Below are 17,938 nucleotides of genomic sequence, written 5' to 3' on the forward strand. Positions count from 1 at the left end.
TATGACCGCGACTATTACCATTACCAATCCCATTCTTAGTGGAATGAATCCTGATCCGAGTTGGATTTGGGATGATGAGTTCCAGCGAATTGTGTTGGTGACTTCTACTTTTGAGCTTGTCCCAGGTCTTCCCATTTACGTTTCCGAGGATATGACGTGCTGGAAGCATGTGTCGAATGTGATAGATGCTGACTTGGCGAGGCGCCTACTTATTCCTTTCGTGGATGATTCGGGCGGTGTCTATGCGCCGACGCTGCGCAGGATTCATGGCAAATATGTGATTGCATGCACCATTGCCCGTCTTGATGATCGCCGTGCTATGGAAGGTGGTTGCACAGAAAGCGAGCTGATGCGGTTCCACGCCGCGGAGGGCAATTTTATCCTTGAAGCGGATTCTATCGAAGGGCCATGGCGTGGCCCGTTCTGGATTGAGGGCGCTGAAGGCATCGATCCAGACATATTCGAGGACGGGGATGGCAACGTGTACTGGACCCAGACCCGTCCTGCGGTCAATCCGCAATGGGAAGGCCAGACCGAGGTCTGGACCCAACGCATTAATCCGGAGACTTGGACTTTTGTCGATGACGGTCTTCCTGCGGGATCGGGCAAGACGGTAATATGGCGCGGATACGGTATGGAATCGGTGTGGGCTGAGGCGCCGCATCTCTATCGCGTGGGTGATTATGTGTATCTGATGACCGCTGAGGGGGGCACCAGTTTCGAACATAGCGAAATGGCCATGCGCATCTATGCGCCGCATGGACTACTTCGGGCGTTCGAAGCTTACGAACGGGAAGTATCCGAATTGGGTGAGTGCATTCCGCAGGTTCGTGACGGGGAACGCTGCTATCTTGGCACCGCAATCCGTGCCTTCCATGCGGATAAGAAGAATCCGATTCTCACCCACCGACATCTGGGTTTGTCGGAACCGCTGCAATGCGTGGGACATGCGGACCTGTTGCTTCATCCGGAACTGGGATGGTGGCTGGTGTGTCTCGGCGTGAGAGAGACACGGGGAAAGCGTGACGGCGAATTATTGAGCTACTTGGGAAGGGAGAGCTTTGTCGCTCCGGTATCCTGGGAACATAATCCGGCCGATTGGAAGCTGGACGGCAACGGTGCATCATGTACGCATGAGGGTGACCCCGGATGGCCAGTGACTTGCGCTGGTCTTGGCCGCTTGGCCGACGAGATCACGGTTACTACTGAAGACGATGGCATCGCCATCGAGCCTAGGGTGAAATCCTCGCTCGCCGGTGACGTGGAACCTGCGCTGGTGGATGTGGCTGATGGCTCGACGAACGATGTGGTGGTGCGCGATGAGCGTGATGTCAGCTACCGCAGAATAGCGAAACTGCCGACGCTCATGCCGATTCCCATGTCCGGTTCTTTAGTGATCCGGCAGAATTCCACACATTACGCGGTGTTTTCGATGCATGGCGCGGATGTGCGCTACGAGATGGTGAATGGAGACGATTCGCAAGCTGGGTCTGTTGCCGTACAGGCTGACGGAGTGCGTCCGGCGGTACTTTTCGACGACAACCGCTTGTCGGTCATCGTGACTGGCATGCATGGTTTGGTTGATTCTGCGACGTTCGTGCGTCAGGGGCAGGTCCTGCTGAGTGTCGATGCTCGTTTCCTCAGCACCGAATGGGCCGGTGGGTTCGTCGGTTGCATGGCCGGCTTCATGGCATAGATTCTACGGAATTTCAGGATGGTTCACTGCTGGTGTTCCGACGGGCCGTCTTAGAACGAGTTGAAAACGGGGCGAAAGGCTAGGAGCGCTGTATTCTCCCTCCGGTTGTGCCTGTGAGGTTTGCCCCGCTGATTAACCCTCGAGTTGCTGTGTGCTGTTGCGTACCACTAGCGATGTCGGCATGATGATGTGCGGTTGGATCACGTCGGTGGACAGCGCTTCGACCAGCATGCGTACGGCGGCCCTTGCCATGTCTTGGAGCGGCTGCCGTACGGTGGTCAGCGCCGGGCCAAGGAATGCGGCAGTCTGCACATCGTCGAATCCGACCACGGATAAATCCTCGGGAATACGTAATCCCAGCTGCCTTGCCGCCTCGTAGACGCCCATGGCTTGCAGATCGCTGCCGGCGAAGATTGCGGTCGGACGATTTGGTCGTTTCAACAGGGAGATGGACTGTGCGTAACCGCCGGAAGTGGTGAAATCGCCTTCGGTGATAAGTTCGGGATCGGTTTCGATTCCATGTTCCGCAAGCGCTGATGTATATCCGTCCAGACGTGCTTTGGAACACATCATCTCCTCCGGTCCGGTGATGATGCCTATGCGGGTATGTCCGAGTGCGAGCAGATGCCTGGTGGCGATTACGCCTCCGGTCCAGTTGTCCGCTTGCACCGACAGCGTGTCTGGATCTGGATTACCGAATGGATCGAACAAGACGAAGGGAATACCTCTGGAATGCAGTTTGTTCCGCTCGATACGTGTCAGACTGGAGAAGACAAGAATGGCGCCATCCGTCTGCCGACGCAGCATGTTGTCAATCCAGGATGAGTCCGGGTGCTGGCGATTGCCGCCTTCGGTGGTGATGACGTTCAAATCATGCAACTTGGCTTCGCGAATGGCGCCACGGAGTACTTCAAGGGCCCAAACATTATCGAAATCTTGGAACACGATTTCGATAATTCGTTGGCTTTTCGTGCTTGTCGCTTTACGGGAATACCCATACCGTTTCAACACCGCGTTGATGGTTTGCCGCGTCTCTTCGGAAACGTCGGCTCTGCCGTTGAGCGCCTTGGATACGGTGGAAAGGGAATAACCGGTCTCTTTAGCTATGTCAGAGAGTCGTACCGTAGCTTTTTTTGCTGTATTGCGCATGAGTCACTCCTTCTTTATTTTCATCATATCCGAAAATGCGAACGAAAGTTTCGGTTTACGTTTTTCGAAACTTTCGATATGTTGGCAATGCTTAAAAACGTTGTAAAATCAACGAAAAATAGTTAGTTTTCTGATTTTACAAAAAACTTGACTTTGTGTGATTTGTTTCGGTAGTCTGTAGGTACAACGAAAACGAAATGGAAATTTTCGAAGGGAGTCAAAGGCTGATTCTCTGTCTGCCAGGGGAGCTGCAGCAGCATTCGTTGCGGTCATGCTTCCCGATTCGACCCATTCGAGAGAAATCGTTCCTGTCGTTGCCATCATTTTGTCGATGATGATTTGGTCAATAAGGAGAAGACAATGAAGTTCAAAACCATTGCAGCTGCCACTCTTGCGGTGGCGACCATGTTGGGCATGGGTGCCTGTGGCTCCAGCGCTGGTGCCAAAGACGATAAGACCATTACGTTCTGGCATAACGCAACAGCTGGTGACGGCAAGCAGTATTGGGAGGATCTGGCCAAAGCGTTTGAGAAGAAGACTGGTGTCAAGGTTCAGATTCAGGCCATCCAGAACGAGGATTTCGAAGGCAAGCTGACTACCGCTATGCAGGATCCCGCCTCCGGCCCGGATGTGTACATGACCCTTGGTGGAGCCAAGACCAAGGACATGATTGACGCCGGACAGACCATGGACCTCACTGATAAGATCAGTGACACCGTCAAGAAGCAGATGTCTTCTGCGCTGAAGTCCATGTCCTATGACGGCAAGGTCTATGGTGTTCCAGTCACTGTGCAGCCTGGTGGCATCTGGTATTCCAAGGATCTGTTCAAGCAGGCTGGCATCGATGCCGTGCCGACCACTTTCAGCGAGCTGAAGACCGATGTACAGAAGCTTCGCAGCGCTGGCATCGATCCGATCGCACTCGGCGGCAAGGATGCTTGGCCGGTCGGTCACTGGTACTACTGGTTGTCCATGCGCGAATGCTCTCCGAAGGCCTACGCCAAGGGCGTTAATGACAAGGACTTCTCCGACTCCTGCTGGACCAAGGCCGGAGATGATCTGAAGGATTTGTTGGATGCGAATGCTTTTAACGAAGGATTCCTCACCACGACGGCCCAGCAGGGCGCCAGCTCGTCCGCAGGTCTGCTGGCCAATCATAAGGCTGCGATGGAGCTCATGGGTACATGGGAGCCTGGAGTTCTCAAGGACCTGACTCCGGACAAGAAGCCAATGGCTGACCTTGGCTTCTTCGCCTTCCCGACCGTGGACGGAGGAAAAGGCGAGGAAGGTGCTTTGATGGGCGCTGTGACCGGTTTCGCTGTCAATCCCGAGGCTCCGGACGCTGCTGTTGATTTCGTCAATTTCATGGCTGAGAAATCAAATCAGGAGAAATACGCCACTGCGTTCAGCACCATTCCGGCTTCTGTCGAGGCTTACGATGCGGTTACCGATGAAAATCTTAAGGCTATCCTCGAAGCTATGAAAAAGTCTGATGGCATGCAGCTGTGGATGGATACCGCTCTCGGCGGAAATATTGGCAACGCTCTTAATTCCGGAGTGGTGAATCTGCTTTCCGGACAGGGGACTTCGGCTGACATCGTTAAGGCGATGAAGGACGCAGCGGCCAAGGGCTGATAGTGAACATGGCTGGTTGACGGCCAAAGGAGGGTGGATAGACAGATCTTCATCTGCCCTCCTTCCTATTCGAGAAACGTATCTGGTAGTGGAGAAAACCATGTCAAGTACAAGCAAAGACGCGGTGACGCTGCGCGCTAAGCGGTCCAAGAAACCGTCCGATGGCAAAGTGCGTCGTAATGTTGAGATTTTCGTACTGTCCGCACCTGCGATTCTTCTGTTCGTCTGCTTTGTGATTCTGCCTATCGTCTTGGGTGCTTATTACGGCTTTTATCAGTGGAAGGGCTACGGACTTCCCTCCAAGACAGGTAAATTCGTTGGTCTCCAGAACTACATCACAGCGCTTAAGGATCCCGCGTTCCAGGCGGCGATTCTGCATACCTTCGAGGTCGTGATCGGCTCGTTGGTTATCCAGGCTCCGCTCGCCATCCTGTTCGCATTGCTGCTGAACCAGAAGTTCAAGGGGCGTGGTCTCATCCGCACCCTCATCTTCGTGCCGTATGTCGTTTCCGAGGTCATCGTCGGCACAGGATGGAGCCTGTTGCTACAGAAGAAGGGCGCCATCAATGAGATTCTGGCCAACTTCGGCATCAATGGTCCTGATTGGCTGGCCGACCCGAAAATCGCTATTTGGACGCTGCTGTTGCTGATCAGCTGGAAATACGTCGGTTTCGCCGTAATTCTGATGCTCGCCGGCATGCAATCCATTCCTGATGAACTGTATGAAGCAGCCAAAGTGGATGGGGCGAGTTTCTGGCAGATGCAGAAAAGCATCACGTTGCCGTTGCTTGCTCCGACGTTGCGGATCTGGGTGTTCCTTTCTATGATTGGCTCTCTGCAGCTTTTCGATCTGGTCTATATCGTGTGGGGCAAGTATGTGTCGACCACCGCTGGTGTGTCCACCATGGCCACCTACATGGTGCGTGAAGGTCGTGGAGCCGGCAACTATGGCTATGGTTCCGCCGTTGCTCTGATCATCTTCGTGATCTCTTTGATCATCGCACTCGTCTATCAGAAGTTCGTGCTGAACCGTGACTTGGACGGTGCTGTTACTGAACAGAAAGAAGCCGAGAAGCGTGCCAGGAAGCGCGCAAAAGAAGTGCAGCATCGTGAGGTTGCTGCCCTGGCAAGTGAGGTGAAGTGATGACTGCCGCAACAATCGCAGGACATTCCAACAAAAGCGAGTACAGCAAGAAGAATGGTTACCGTAAGTCATCCAAGACGCCATGGGGCAACCCAATCGTCTACTTCTTCTCCCTGGTGCTTGTGGCCATCTGCATCACTCCGGTGTTGTACATTATCTTCGGCGGCTTCCGTACCAATTCGCAGATCACCAACCATCCGTCCGGGATGCCGAACCCATGGGTTCCCGACAACTACAAGACGGTCGTCGAAAGTGATATTTTCTGGACGGAACTGAAGAATTCTACCATCGTGGGTATCGCCACCATGGTAGGCGTCGTGGTGCTTAGCATCATGGTGAGCTTTGTCATCGCCCGATACAAATTCCGCTATGCGCCGCTTATGTACGCGTTGTTCTCTGCTGGTCTCATGTTCCCGATGACCGTTGGCATTACACCTTTGTATCTGCTGATTCGCAATCTGGGTCTGGCCAACTCCCTGTGGGGTCTGATCCTTCCGCAAATTGCCTTCGGACTTCCTCAGACCATCATCATCTTGGTGCCGTTCCTACAGTCGATTCCTAATGAGCTTGAGGAGGCCTGTCTTCTCGATGGATGCTCCCGCCTTGGCTTCTTCTGGCGCATGGTCATTCCGCTGTCCATGCCTGGCGTGGCCACCACTGGAATCCTTACCTTCGTGGGAAGCTGGAATGCCTACATGCTGCCGCTGTTCGTGCTCAGTGATGCCAGCAAGTACACATTGCCACTTGGCGTACAGATGTTCAGCTCCGAACACTCCGTTGACACCGCACAGGTGTTGGCCTTCACCTCTCTGGCTATGATTCCGGCCCTGATCTGTTTCACCATCTTCCAGAAGAAGATCGTCGGCGGCCTGACAGGTGCGGTCAAGGGCTGACGGAATGTGACAACCCACGCCCGGAAGATGTTCCTTTCCGTCTTCCGGGCTTCATCTCTTATGCAAGAGGTACATTATGAAGATTTCCAACCCGGTGCTCACCGGTTTTCATGCCGATCCTTCAATGATTCGCGTCGGTGACACTTATTACATTGCCAATTCCACTTTCGAATGGTTCCCAGGCGTTCGCCTGCATGAGTCCAAGGACCTGGTGCATTGGAACATTCTTCCAAGCCCGTTGAGCCGGTCCAGCCAGCTTGATATGAGAGGAAACCCCTCTTCGGGAGGCATCTGGGCTCCTGACCTAAGCTATGCGGATGGCAGATTCTGGTTGATCTACACTGATGTCAAGGTGGTCAATGGTGCATTCAAGGATTGCACTAATTATTTGGTTACTGCCGAGGACATCCACGGGCCATGGAGCGAGCCGATTCGTATCAACGGGGTCGGTTTTGACGCCAGCCTGTTCCATGACGACGACGGCCGCAAATACTTGGTGCAGCAGACATGGGATTTCCGTGAATACCACCACCAGTTCGACGGTATCACATTGACGGAATTCGACGTCGACACCATGAAGCTCAAGCCAGAAACGGCCCGCACCATCTGGGATGGCACCTCGGTGAAGGTCACCGAAGGTCCTCACCTATACAAGAAGGATGGTTGGTACTACCTGTTTGCCGCAGAAGGTGGCACGGTGTATGAACATCAGGAATCTGTGGCGCGTTCCCGTACCCTTGACGAATGCTCCTTCGAAGTTATGCCGAATGGCCCGTTCATCGGTAACTTCGACACTCCTGACACCTATTTGCAGAAGCAGGGCCATGGAGCGTTGGTGGACACCCCGTCCGGCGAGTGGTATTACGCCTCCCTATGCGGTCGTCCGTGGCGTCATGATACTGAACCGGCCCATGGTACCCGCGGATGGTGCACACTCGGACGCGAGACCTCCATCCAGAAAGTAGAATGGGATGAGGACGGTTGGCCGCGCGTGGTTGGAGGTCACGGCGGACAGCGTTACGTTGATGCTCCGAAAGATGCTATCGAGACTTTGGCCCCAACGACGCGTGACGAACATGATGAGTTCGATTCCGGCGAGCTCGGTCCGAATTGGAACACTCTACGCGTCCCGTTCACCGACGCCATGGGCGCGGTGGGCGGTGGCAAACTGGCATTGCGTGGTCAGGGCTCGCTGTGCAACCTGTTTGACTTGTCTCTTGTGGCTCGTCGCTGGCAGGCATTTGATTTCGACGCCGAAACCAAGGTGCGTTTCGATCCGAAGAATTACATGCAGATGGCAGGCCTGACTAACTATTACGATGACCTATGCTGGTCATGGGCGTTTGTCACTTGGGATGAGAAACGACATGCAAGGGTCATCGAAGTGGCTCAGAACGATTTCAACCAATATACGTCGTTCCTCAAGGATGACGCCATCGTAGTGCCCGAAGAGGCTGAGGCGGTATGGCTGCGCACCAAGGTCCGCACGGAATACTATTCCTACGAATATTCCTTTGACGGAGAACATTTCACCGAGATTCCGGTCAGGCTCGATGCGAAGATCCTGTCCGACGATTACGTGAACCAACGTTACGGCGGCTTCTTCACCGGCGCGTTCGTGGGACTTGCCTGCGTCGATCTGTCCGGCTACGACGCGCAGGCCGAATTCGACTACTTCGACTATCGGGAGCTTTCCGATAACCAGTAGACAGTGCCGGCTGGCGACAGAGCGTCCGCCGTCAGCCGGCATGCTCGACGGGATTGAATTCTATGGGCAATGAGGAGCGGACAAGCATGGTTTTGCAATTGCCGAAACTGCTTGACGACGGTTGCGTGCTGCAGGCCGGTGCGACCATACATATTTGGGGCGCCGGCGACCCTGGACGCGGCGTGCTGGTACGCCTCGATGGCAAGGACCGGACTACGCGGGTGAAGGACGACGGCTCATGGAGCGTGCCGTACGGTCCGATCAAAGCAGGCGGACCGTACGATTTGACGGTGCGTTATGAGGACGGAACCGAATGCATCTCGCGCCAATGCTATGCGGGAGAAGTGTTCCTGTGTTCGGGACAGTCGAACATGGAACTGCCCATGGCTTGGGTGCGTGCGGACTATCCGCTGGAGTGGGATCGTGAGCCTGACCCATTGCTGCGGCAATACAAAGTGATTCCCGATTGTGACTTCAACGGTCCCCGCAACGATCATGATCATGCATTCTGGCAGGGATGCGATGCGGAAACCCTTGGAGATTTCTCCGCGCTCGCCTATTTCTTCGGACGCAGAATCCGTCAGTGGCTGAATGTGCCCGTCGGCCTGTTGAACGTTTCATTGGGCGGATCGCCGATTGAATCCTGGATGGATGCCGACGCATTGCGGGTGTTCCCCGAAGCGCTCGCTGACCTTGAGCCGTATCTTGGCGATGGCGTGGCGTCGAAGAAAAGCCGCGATTCCGTTGCCGAGCGGGACCGGTGGTACCAGGCGCTTGGATACGAGGCTGTGGCCGATGCCCACCATGAATGGCTGCCATTGATCGCGTGGGACTGTCCGGAATCCAAGAACATCGAGCCGTGCGACGTGGCATGGCATGACATACGCCTGCCGGGATGGTACAAGGATCGCGGACTTGCCGGTTTCCGCGGCGAGATTACCATGAGAAAAACCGTGTTCCTGCCTCCGTCGGATGCGGGGAAGCCCGCCCTACTGCGTCTGGGCACCATGAATGATGCCGACCATACGTGGGTCAATGGTGTGTTGGTCGGTGGGCGAAGCAATGTGTATGAGCCGCGGGACTATCCGGTCGCAGCCGGCGTGTTGCGCGCCGGCGCGAACGAAATCCGCATGCGGCTGGTCATTGAACGGCCCGGCGGCCGTGTGACGCCCGGCAAACGGATGACACTGACCATCGGAGACGATATCTTCGACCTGTCCGGCATTTGGCAGTATGCCGTGACCGCCGAAGCTGACCGCGATTGCCCATTCGAGGATTTCGTCAGATGGAAGCCGACCGGCCTGTACAATGCCATGCTCGCCCCGTGTTTTCCATATGCGGTGCGGGCTGTGCTGTGGTATCAGGGCGAATCGAATACCGGCGATCGCGCCATGCAATATGGTGACGAGCTGAAGGCCATGATTCAATTGTGGCGCGTCAAATGGCATCAGCCGGATATGCCGTTTCTGATCGTCCAGCTTCCAAAATTCGACATCGACGCCATTGAGGATGGAGGCTGGCCACTCGTCCGCGAACAGGAGTGGAACGTCGCAAACGAACTTGAAAACGTTGCGACGGTGGTGACGCTTGACGCCGGCGAGGGCAACGATCTGCATCCGTATGACAAGAAGCTCGTCGCGGATCGCGTGTTCAATGCCGCGATGGATTTGGTATACGGTCGCCAGGCTCAGCCTCAACCGGCCGTGGAAACCATCGAGGTCTGCGGAGATTTGTTGCGGATGCACTGTGTGTGGCGGAGTCGCTCGGACGAGCGGATCCGATCGGAGGGCCGCCGGCTGATGACGTTGGACGGTGACGCTCCTCGGGAAATCGAATTTCTATGGCGCGACTGCGCCACATCCGCGCGGGCCGAGGCATGGCTGGACGGCTGTGATATCGTGGCGCGCATGACGGCGCGCAGGCCAGATGAGGTGCGGTACGCGTGGAGCAATAATCCGGAATCCGGACTCATCTGCGACGGCGACGGCATGCTGATTCCGCCGTTCCGCCTGACATTGCCCACGGACGATGATAAGGGGATTCATGCGTAGGCAGGTCGCGCTTCGACAAGGACTCGTCGATGGATTCTCCGATACGGACTCTGTGATTGCCGTGTTTCGTGGCATCCCCTATGACAAGCCTTCCCGTTGGCGCATTACGATTTGTTTCGTGTCATGATTCGGTATTGGACGAATTTCGCGGCGACGGGCGATCCGAACGGTTCCGGATTGCACGAATGCCCGGCATGCGGACCCAATTGCCGACGATACATGCTGCTCGGCGGGTGCCACGATACATCGGATAGTATGTCGTATGCCAGGTCAAGTAGATGAATATAGTATAGTGTGAGCGCTCACTATAGTGTGATGGAAATCGTGACGAAGGAGACGGGCATGACGAAGGAGACGGAGACGCTGATCGCGTCCGACGAGGATCTGACTAGGCTGTTCGCCGGTAAGCCGACGCAATACCGCAAATCGAAGTCGCTGCCGAAGTTTACTGGCGAGGCCATGCGTACCTGCGCCACGATCAACCGCATCTTCTTCGATGATCCTGACGAGGCCTACCGACTGTTCCACGAGCTCGTTCCCGACGCGGGGGAGGGCGTACAATTCACGCCGCCGTTCAATGTGGATTATGGCATCGGCCTGACCATTGGCCGCGGCACGTTCTTGAACAAGGATTTTATGGTGTGCGGCGGCGGATATGTAACGCTTGGCGAGGATTGCCTGATCGGGCCGCGTTGTACCATTGCCACGCCGAATCATGCCTTGGATGCGGCAACGCGACTGGCTGGCTGGGAACATGCTTCGCCGGTGACGATTGGTGACAACGTGTGGTTTGGTGCGAACGTTACGGTCACGCCTGGCGTCACGATTGGCTCGAATTCCATTATCGGCGCGGGTTCTGTGGTTACACGAGACATTCCCGCCAATTCGATCGCAGTCGGCAATCCGGCGCATGTAATCCGCGAGATTCCCGAACGCGATCCCGCCTTCGCCGATGTCGAGGGCATCATCTGACGTTACGCTTCAACGCACTCGTTACGGAATTAAATCTTGATCTCCATTGGCGTGTTGCGAAGAATCAGAAGTTTACGTATAGTATTTCTTTCGATTCTTTCTATATCTAAGATTGATGCAGAAAGATTTGAAAGAAATGCTCTTTTTGGATGTGCGCTTAGTAAGTTAAATGAATGCACTAATTTTCGTTACAACGCCGCCGTCAAGAAAGGCGACGACAAGGTAGAAACCCAGTCCCTCAAGGAGCTGTTGCTCGGCAACGCCACCTAGGGTGGCATTCCGATTGTGATGCTCATCATCGGCGTGCTGATCGGCGTCTACTGGTTCGCACTGAACCGCACGGTTTACGGCCGCAACGTCTACGCCGTCGGTGGCAACCGCAAGGCCGCCATTCTTTCCGGCGTCGACACCAAGGCGACCGATTTCAAGATCTTCCTGAACATGGGCTTCCTGACTTCGATCGCAGCAGTCATCACCTTGTCTCGCTTGGCTTCCGCCACTGCACAGACCGGTATGGAATTCGAAATGGACGCCATCGCAGCTTGCTTCATCGGTGGCACTGCAGTCACCGGTGGTATCGGCACCATTCCGGGCGCTATGGTTGGCGCACTGATTATGGGCGTGTTGAACCAAGGCTTGTCCATCATGGGTGTTGACGCAGCTTGGGTCAAGACCATCAAGGGCCTCGTCGTGATCGCGGCTGTGGCTTACGATCTGGTCAGCAAGCGTAAGAAGGCGTGATATCCGTCAAAAAAATAGCATAAGCTGGAGCGGTATCTTTGTAAAGTGCCGCCCCAGCTTTGCGATTTATTCATATAGCTGTTAAATTGCAATCATTTAATCTTAATTATTTAGTTCTTAGGTATTTTAATTATTTAATCTTTTGAATATTAATATTATTGAATGCCGTTGATGGTGCCGTCATTACAGAAGGAGTGAATTATGGACGACAAATTTCGTATGAGGCTGTATGCGTTGACCTGTGTCGTATGCATCGCATGGTTGGCGCAGTCGATTTCTTCCGATTTGAATGATGGTACGCTGGCTACCGCGCCAAGCATTATTCTGATTGTGTGCATTGTTGGTGCGATTGCATATACCGGTTTCAGCGCGGCGCAATTATGGATGATCTCAGACAAGCATGAAGATGGGGACGAAGAAGACGATTTTGGTGGTGATGATGTCGATGAGTCTGAGAATTCTTCTGAATCAGACGGTATTAAGCTAGTGAATGCGTTATAGAAGTTCTGGATAATTCAGAAATGTAAAGTAGAAAATCGTAGAAAAGAAGGGGATTGCGATGCCTCCAGCATTGTCGTTGACTGTGGCGATTATCTGCGGACTGCTATGTCTGGTGGCGGGTGTGTTTTTGGGAGCCATGCCCATTCAGAACAGCAAAATGACTGATGCGCAACGTAAGGCGTCGTCGTTGCTGTGTTTCATCATCGCCATTGTGTTCGTCGTGTTGATGTTCACTGGGCAGGATTTGGCGACTTGGACGATTCTTGGTGGCATCGTTGTTGGTTTTGCGGTCGGCAAGATTCCGCCTCTGCATGAGGCTTTGGTTGCAAAGTGGGATTTTTTGAAGCCATACGAGCCGAAGAACAAGCGTCGTAAGGGTTCTGGCAAATCCAAGAATCGTTGATCCTATAATTCTGATTCTAGTTTCTTACGATTCCTTTTCGTTGTCGTACGATTCGGGCAGTTCGTCGCACGATTCTTCGTATTTGACCTCATGATTCGATTTTTGGGAATGAAAAAGAGATCGTGAGGTCGGATATCCTCCAGAAGTGAGATTGGAGGGTATGGATATGGATGAAAGGCGCGGATTGATGCCCTCTAACCGGTATCTTCATCTCGCGATTCGTAAAATAATAAGAAAGAAGGAATCGTGAGATCAAATAAAGAGGACCGTGCGACAAAATGACTGAATTGTGAGGCTGGGTAACGTGGCTGTAGGGCTAACACAGCAGAGATGTGCGATTATTGCTGAGTGAGTGGTGCATGATCATATGCAGAATGCCCCCGAGTTTCTTGGTTTTATCCATGATAGGATACAAAGGACAAATGTGAAGGGGTATTGAATCATATGGGAGTTTTCGCTTCAAATATATTGAAATACGTATCGTGCGCAGTGTCGGTTGGGATGATGATGGTCTGCGCGGTTTTGCCGTTCGAGGCTCACGCGGATACCTATTCGGATTTGGTTGCGGCGCAGAATTCCCATGCCAGTAGTGTGCAGCGGGAGCAGATGCTTCGTGAGCAGTTGAAAGGTGTCCAGTCCGATCTGCTCGAACAGGTCGTCGAGCTCGACAAACTGACGAATACTCAGATTCCGGTAGCTCAAGAGAAGGCTGATGTAGCTAATGATGCTGCGGCTCAGGCTCAAAGCGAAGCTGATGCCGCTGCGGACAGGCTTGATGCTGCGCGTAAGGATGAGCAGGATCTCAAAGAGAAAATAGCTCAAACTGGCGCGGATTATGACGATTCACATGCTGCCGTGGCATCAATGGCGCGTGAATCGTTGCATGGCTCGAATGCCGCGGACACGATGGCTGTTGCTACGGGTGCAAAAAGCACGAAGGAATTCGTGTCCGCCATGCAGACACGAGACGCTTTGGCGCGAACCGAGGCGAATGCTGCCGCTGCGGATGCTAATGATCTGAATGTGTCCATGAATCGTGGCGAGCGTCTGAAGGCCATCGAACAACGCATCGCCAAACTCAAGTCTGATGCCGATACTAAAGCTGCAGCTGCGTTGTCTGCCGCGTCGGAAGCGCAGGATGTTAGAGATTCCTTGGATGCATTGCGTGTGCAAGGCGAGAATCGTCGTGCGGAATTGGAAGGCAAACAGGATCAGCTGCAATCCGATGCGGCGAAACAGGCCGTGCAAACGGTGCTTCTTCAATCAAAAATCGATGATGCCAACAGACAGTACGCACAGCAACAGGCAGATGCGGCTGGCAGCGCCAATCCCGGTCAGTCCGCTCCGCAGCCTGCAAAACCGGGCAATTCTGCTTCCTCGGGAAATATGACTCCGCAGCAGCCTTCGAATCCAGTTCAGCCGTCCCAGCCGTCCCCGCCAAGTGTGCCGTCCACTACTGGTCAGGGCACACATAACGGAGACTACGGAAACATGTATCCGGCCGGACAATGCACATGGTATGCGTACAATCGTCGTGCGGAAATGGGCATCGGCACGCCGTCTTATTTGCATAACGGAGGGGAATGGTATCTGACTGCGCCGGCATATGGTTTGAGAGTCGATCATAGCCCTCAGGTCGGAGCGGCGATCTCTTTCCTCCCCGGGCAAGACGGTGCCGATGGCTCATATGGTCATGTCGCCGTCGTCGAAGCAGTGTATGGAGACGGCACGTTCCTGATTTCGGAAATGAATTGGGGAGGTCCGTTTCTGATGCACTCGAGAGTGTTGGTGAATAGGGGCCAGTACTGGTTTGTGCACTGAATAGTGTTTTTGGGGATTGTGATTTTAATGCAAATGGGTGCCGTCACGGTTTGGCTGTGACGGCACCCATTTTTTGTGTTGGATCATGCCGGATTCACGATGGCTGATTGATCAGCCGCGTGCTTTTACGTAGGCCTCGTACACGGCTTCGGTCGGCTCGCCGGTTTCTACGCCGTCGATGGTGAGCGGCCATGCGGGCGGTTCCGTTTCGCCGGACAGCACCCAAGCGGCCTGACGGGCGGCGCCGATGGCAACATACTCGTCGGTGGTCGGGCGGGTTACGTCCATGCCGAAAACGCTCGGCGCGAGCGTGCGGATTGCCTTGGACTTCGCGCCGCCGCCGATAAGTAGAATGCGGGAAATCTCAGCGCCAAGCGAACGGATAAGCTCTAGGCAGTCGCGCTGGGAGCACAGCAAGCCTTCGACGAACGCGCGGGCCATGTTCTCGCGTGTGGTGTTGGCCAGCGTCATGCCGGAAAGGGTTGCGGTCGCGTCCGGGCGGTTCGGCGTGCGTTCGCCGTCGAAATACGGCACCAGCGTAATACCGCCGGCGCCCGGTTCGGAAGCGAATGCCAGGGATGCGAGTTCGTCGTAGTCGACGCCGAGGGCTGCACGGCCGGCGTCAAGAATGCGCGATCCGTTGATGGTGCAGGCCAGTGGCAGGTAGTGGCCGGTGCAGTCGGCGAAGCCGGAAACGGCACCGGTCAGATCGTAGGTCGGATTTTCGGAAATGGCCGCTGCCACGCCGGAAGTGCCCAATGAAACGGAAACGTCACCCACGCTCATGCCAAGTCCGAGGGACGCCATGGCGTTGTCGCCGCCGCCCGGTGCGATGATGCAACCACCCTCAACGTTCTTGCCGGCGATTTCCGGGCTTGCCTTGACTGCGGCGGCATCGTGCGGTCCAAGCACGGTCGGCAGCATGATTGCGTTGGCGTGCTCGCGTGCCGCTTCGGTACCTTCCGCTGGCTCAAGCACCATGGCGATCAGATCGCGGCGGTATTCGTTGGAAGCGGCATCGTAATAGATGGTGCCGGAAGCGTCGGAACGGTCGGTGAACAGCGCTTCCAAGTGTGCGTCCTCGCCTTCCGCGACCGGGCCGTAGCCGGCGATACGCCAGCTCAGCCAATCGTGCGGCAGGCAGATCGCGGCGATCTTCTTAGCGTTTTCCGGTTCGTTTTCAGCCACCCACGCCACCTTGGTCAGCGTGAAGGAAGCAACGGGAGAGGAGCCAACGGCCTTGACCCAACGCTGCTTGCCGCGTGCAATCACATCTTCCGGTTCGCCTTCTTCGGCGGGAGCCTCGCCCATCTTTTCGATGAGGGCCGCGGCCTGCGGCGCCGAGCTTATATCGTTCCACAGCATGGCGTCGCGAATCACGTTGCCTTGCTGGTCGAGAATCACCATGCCGTGCTGCTGACCGCCAACGGCCAGTGCTTCAACGTCGTCAAGTCCGCCGGCCTGCTGGGCTGCCTCGAGGAACGCGTCCCACCAGAATTTCGGGTCGATAGACGTGCCATTGGGGTGTTTGGCCTGGCCAAAGCGCACCATTTCACCGGTTTCGGCGTCGGTCACGCGCACTTTGCAGGACTGGGTCGAGGTGTCGACGCCGGCCACGAGAGTTCGAGTCATTGTGTCTCCTTGCAGTGAGCTGGCGTAGCGAAGTGCAAGGAATTTGCACCGTCCGCCACCTCATTTAGTTAGATGAATGAACTATAATGTCTAGTGTACCATCATAAAGTGATTTGACTATAGGGACGGTGCGCTTTTTCTGCGAAGACGCGTCGAGAAGGAGGGAACCATGGCTTCACTGCGGAGTATCAATCAAGACGATTTACGAAACCATAATCTTTCCGTTGTGCTCGATTCGCTATTGCGTGCCACCGAGCCGATGAGTCGCGCCGATCTCGCCAAGAAAACCGGTTTGACCAAAGCCGCCATGTCGGTGCTGGTGTCGTTGATGCTCGAAAATGAGATTCTGGTGGAAGGCGCGCCATCCGGCCAGTCGCTGTATGGGCGACCCAGCATTCCGCTTGAAATCAAGTCTGGTCGCCTGTGCGGCATGGGATTGCAGGCCAACACCGACGGCTACGGCGTGGTGGTGCTCGATCTCGACGGTTCCGTTGTGGGGGAGCAATGGGTTGACGCCGACATGGCCAATGCTGATGAACAGGAGATTTTCGCCCGTCTCGATGAACTGGCTTTGCGGCAGGAAGATGCTCTTGCGAGGAAGGGTTATGTGCTTGCCGGTACCGGTTTGGCATTGCCGGGGCTCGTCACCGATGATCAGCGATTGCTGAGCGCACGCAATCTCGGTTGGGAACGTTTGGATCTCAAACAGTTCAATGTGGTCAAACGACTTGATCCTGTTGCCTGCAATGAGGCCAATGCCGCTGCGTTGGCGCAGATTCCCGGCTATGCCACGCAGCGTGAAGGTTCGGGGCAGATCAAACCGACCGATTCGTTTATCTACATGTCGACCGATGTGGGCATCGGCGGTGCGGTGATCCGTGAGGGACGTGTGATGAGCGGCGATCACGGTTTCGGCGGCGAATTGGGTCATGTTTCCGTCGACATGCGTGGTCCCATCTGCCGTTGCGGCCGTCGCGGCTGCCTTGAAGTGTATGCGGGCAGGCGCTCCATGGTGAGTGCGGCCGGAATCGCCAGCAGCGATGCCGCCGCGACCTGCAGTGCCATCGACGAACTGATCGACCGTTGGCACCAGCGCGACGTGCAAACCGTGGCCGTTGTTGAAAAAGCGTTGGAAGCCATATCTTCCGTAATCGCATCAACCATCAATGTCTGCGACGTCGACGTGGTGATGCTCGGCGGTTTATGGGCGCGTTTCGAGCCTGAACTAATCTGCAGAATCGAACGCATGGTACGCCCGCAAGTGCTGGCATATCCGGAAGTCGAGGCGAGCGTGCTCGTGGCCGATGTCATCGAACGTCCAGCCTTGATGGGCGCGGCTGAGATTGGCTTGCGACGCTTCATCGACAACCCGTTGCGTTTCATGGGGCAAAACTAGTCCACCCATTTGCTAAACTTACCGAGTTGGCATGTTCGCATGTTGCAACGTGGGGCGTTAGCTCAGTCGGTTAGAGCATCGGACTCATAATCCGCCGGTCCACGGTTCAAGCCCGTGACGCCCCACTCTTTCGTAAAGTCAAGGCTTCTGATACAATCCGAAAGGTTATCCGGTTCACGCGATGCTATAGGGGCGT

Annotated in this window: 13 protein-coding genes, 1 tRNA gene and 1 pseudogene; 13 read left to right on the top strand and 2 right to left on the bottom strand. The window is 55.1% G+C overall.

Features of this window, described 5'->3' with window-relative positions:
* The first annotated feature begins 1 nt into the window (after position 1).
* Positions 2-1,696 (top strand): glycoside hydrolase family 43 protein, encoded by a 1,695-nt coding sequence (locus BBCT_RS02085; protein WP_003835649.1) that lies wholly within the window; start codon positions 2-4, stop codon positions 1,694-1,696.
* Between the two features lie 132 nt (positions 1,697-1,828).
* Here BBCT_RS02085 and BBCT_RS02090 read toward each other — a convergent pair whose 3' ends face one another.
* The gene (locus tag BBCT_RS02090; protein WP_003835651.1) at positions 1,829-2,845 is read right to left on the bottom strand and encodes a LacI family DNA-binding transcriptional regulator; all 1,017 of its coding nucleotides are present in this window, start codon (positions 2,843-2,845) and stop codon (positions 1,829-1,831) included.
* Between the two features lie 360 nt (positions 2,846-3,205).
* Here BBCT_RS02090 and BBCT_RS02095 point away from each other — a divergent pair, with 360 nt between their 5' ends.
* The 10 genes and pseudogenes from BBCT_RS02095 to BBCT_RS02145 all read left to right on the top strand — a co-directional run bounded on the left by BBCT_RS02095 (position 3,206) and on the right by BBCT_RS02145 (position 14,714).
* Positions 3,206-4,480 (top strand): ABC transporter substrate-binding protein, encoded by a 1,275-nt coding sequence (locus BBCT_RS02095; protein ID WP_047750578.1) that lies wholly within the window; start codon positions 3,206-3,208, stop codon positions 4,478-4,480.
* A 100-nt stretch (positions 4,481-4,580) separates the two neighbouring features.
* On the top strand, positions 4,581-5,624 hold the full coding sequence (locus tag BBCT_RS02100) for a carbohydrate ABC transporter permease (RefSeq protein WP_003835657.1): 1,044 nt from the start codon (positions 4,581-4,583) through the stop codon (positions 5,622-5,624).
* Positions 5,624-6,517, top strand: a complete 894-nt coding sequence (locus tag BBCT_RS02105) for a carbohydrate ABC transporter permease (protein ID WP_003835659.1) — start codon at positions 5,624-5,626, stop codon at positions 6,515-6,517. The genes BBCT_RS02100 and BBCT_RS02105 overlap by 1 nt, the downstream gene beginning before the upstream one ends.
* 76 nt (positions 6,518-6,593) lie before the next feature.
* Complete coding sequence (locus tag BBCT_RS02110) at positions 6,594-8,225, top strand: glycoside hydrolase family 43 protein (protein WP_003835661.1); 1,632 nt, start codon at positions 6,594-6,596, stop codon at positions 8,223-8,225.
* An 86-nt stretch (positions 8,226-8,311) separates the two neighbouring features.
* Positions 8,312-10,276 (top strand): sialate O-acetylesterase, encoded by a 1,965-nt coding sequence (locus tag BBCT_RS02115; RefSeq protein WP_231858079.1) that lies wholly within the window; start codon positions 8,312-8,314, stop codon positions 10,274-10,276.
* A 342-nt stretch (positions 10,277-10,618) separates the two neighbouring features.
* A complete protein-coding gene (locus BBCT_RS02125; RefSeq protein WP_033512401.1) occupies positions 10,619-11,248 on the top strand; it encodes a sugar O-acetyltransferase in 630 nt (209 codons plus the stop codon).
* 270 nt (positions 11,249-11,518) lie between these two features.
* Positions 11,519-11,989: pseudogene (locus tag BBCT_RS02130) on the top strand (ABC transporter permease subunit); the annotation flags it as partial.
* 201 nt (positions 11,990-12,190) lie between these two features.
* Positions 12,191-12,490, top strand: coding sequence for a hypothetical protein (locus tag BBCT_RS09400; protein ID WP_003835670.1), 300 nt, complete (start codon positions 12,191-12,193; stop codon positions 12,488-12,490).
* Positions 12,491-12,548: 58 nt separating this feature from the next.
* Positions 12,549-12,893 carry a hypothetical protein gene (locus BBCT_RS02140; RefSeq protein WP_003835672.1) on the top strand — a complete coding sequence of 115 codons (345 nt, stop codon included), beginning with the start codon at positions 12,549-12,551 and terminating at the stop codon, positions 12,891-12,893.
* Positions 12,894-13,328: 435 nt separating this feature from the next.
* Positions 13,329-14,714, top strand: a complete 1,386-nt coding sequence (locus BBCT_RS02145) for a CHAP domain-containing protein (RefSeq protein WP_407921703.1) — start codon at positions 13,329-13,331, stop codon at positions 14,712-14,714.
* A gap of 111 nt (positions 14,715-14,825) precedes the next feature.
* On the opposite strand, the gene BBCT_RS02150 is transcribed toward BBCT_RS02145, so the two are convergent.
* Complete coding sequence (locus BBCT_RS02150) at positions 14,826-16,346, bottom strand: xylulokinase (RefSeq protein WP_003835674.1); 1,521 nt, start codon at positions 16,344-16,346, stop codon at positions 14,826-14,828.
* A 169-nt stretch (positions 16,347-16,515) separates the two neighbouring features.
* Here BBCT_RS02150 and BBCT_RS02155 point away from each other — a divergent pair, with 169 nt between their 5' ends.
* Together BBCT_RS02155 and BBCT_RS02160 are read left to right on the top strand one after the other, a co-directional pair.
* The gene (locus BBCT_RS02155; protein ID WP_003835675.1) at positions 16,516-17,742 is read left to right on the top strand and encodes an ROK family protein; all 1,227 of its coding nucleotides are present in this window, start codon (positions 16,516-16,518) and stop codon (positions 17,740-17,742) included.
* A 51-nt stretch (positions 17,743-17,793) separates the two neighbouring features.
* Positions 17,794-17,867 (top strand) — tRNA-Ile (locus BBCT_RS02160).
* Positions 17,868-17,938: the final 71 nt, after the last annotated feature.

The sequence above is a fragment of the Bifidobacterium catenulatum DSM 16992 = JCM 1194 = LMG 11043 genome, assembly GCF_001025195.1.
Taxonomy (GTDB): Bacteria; Actinomycetota; Actinomycetes; order Actinomycetales; family Bifidobacteriaceae; genus Bifidobacterium; species Bifidobacterium catenulatum.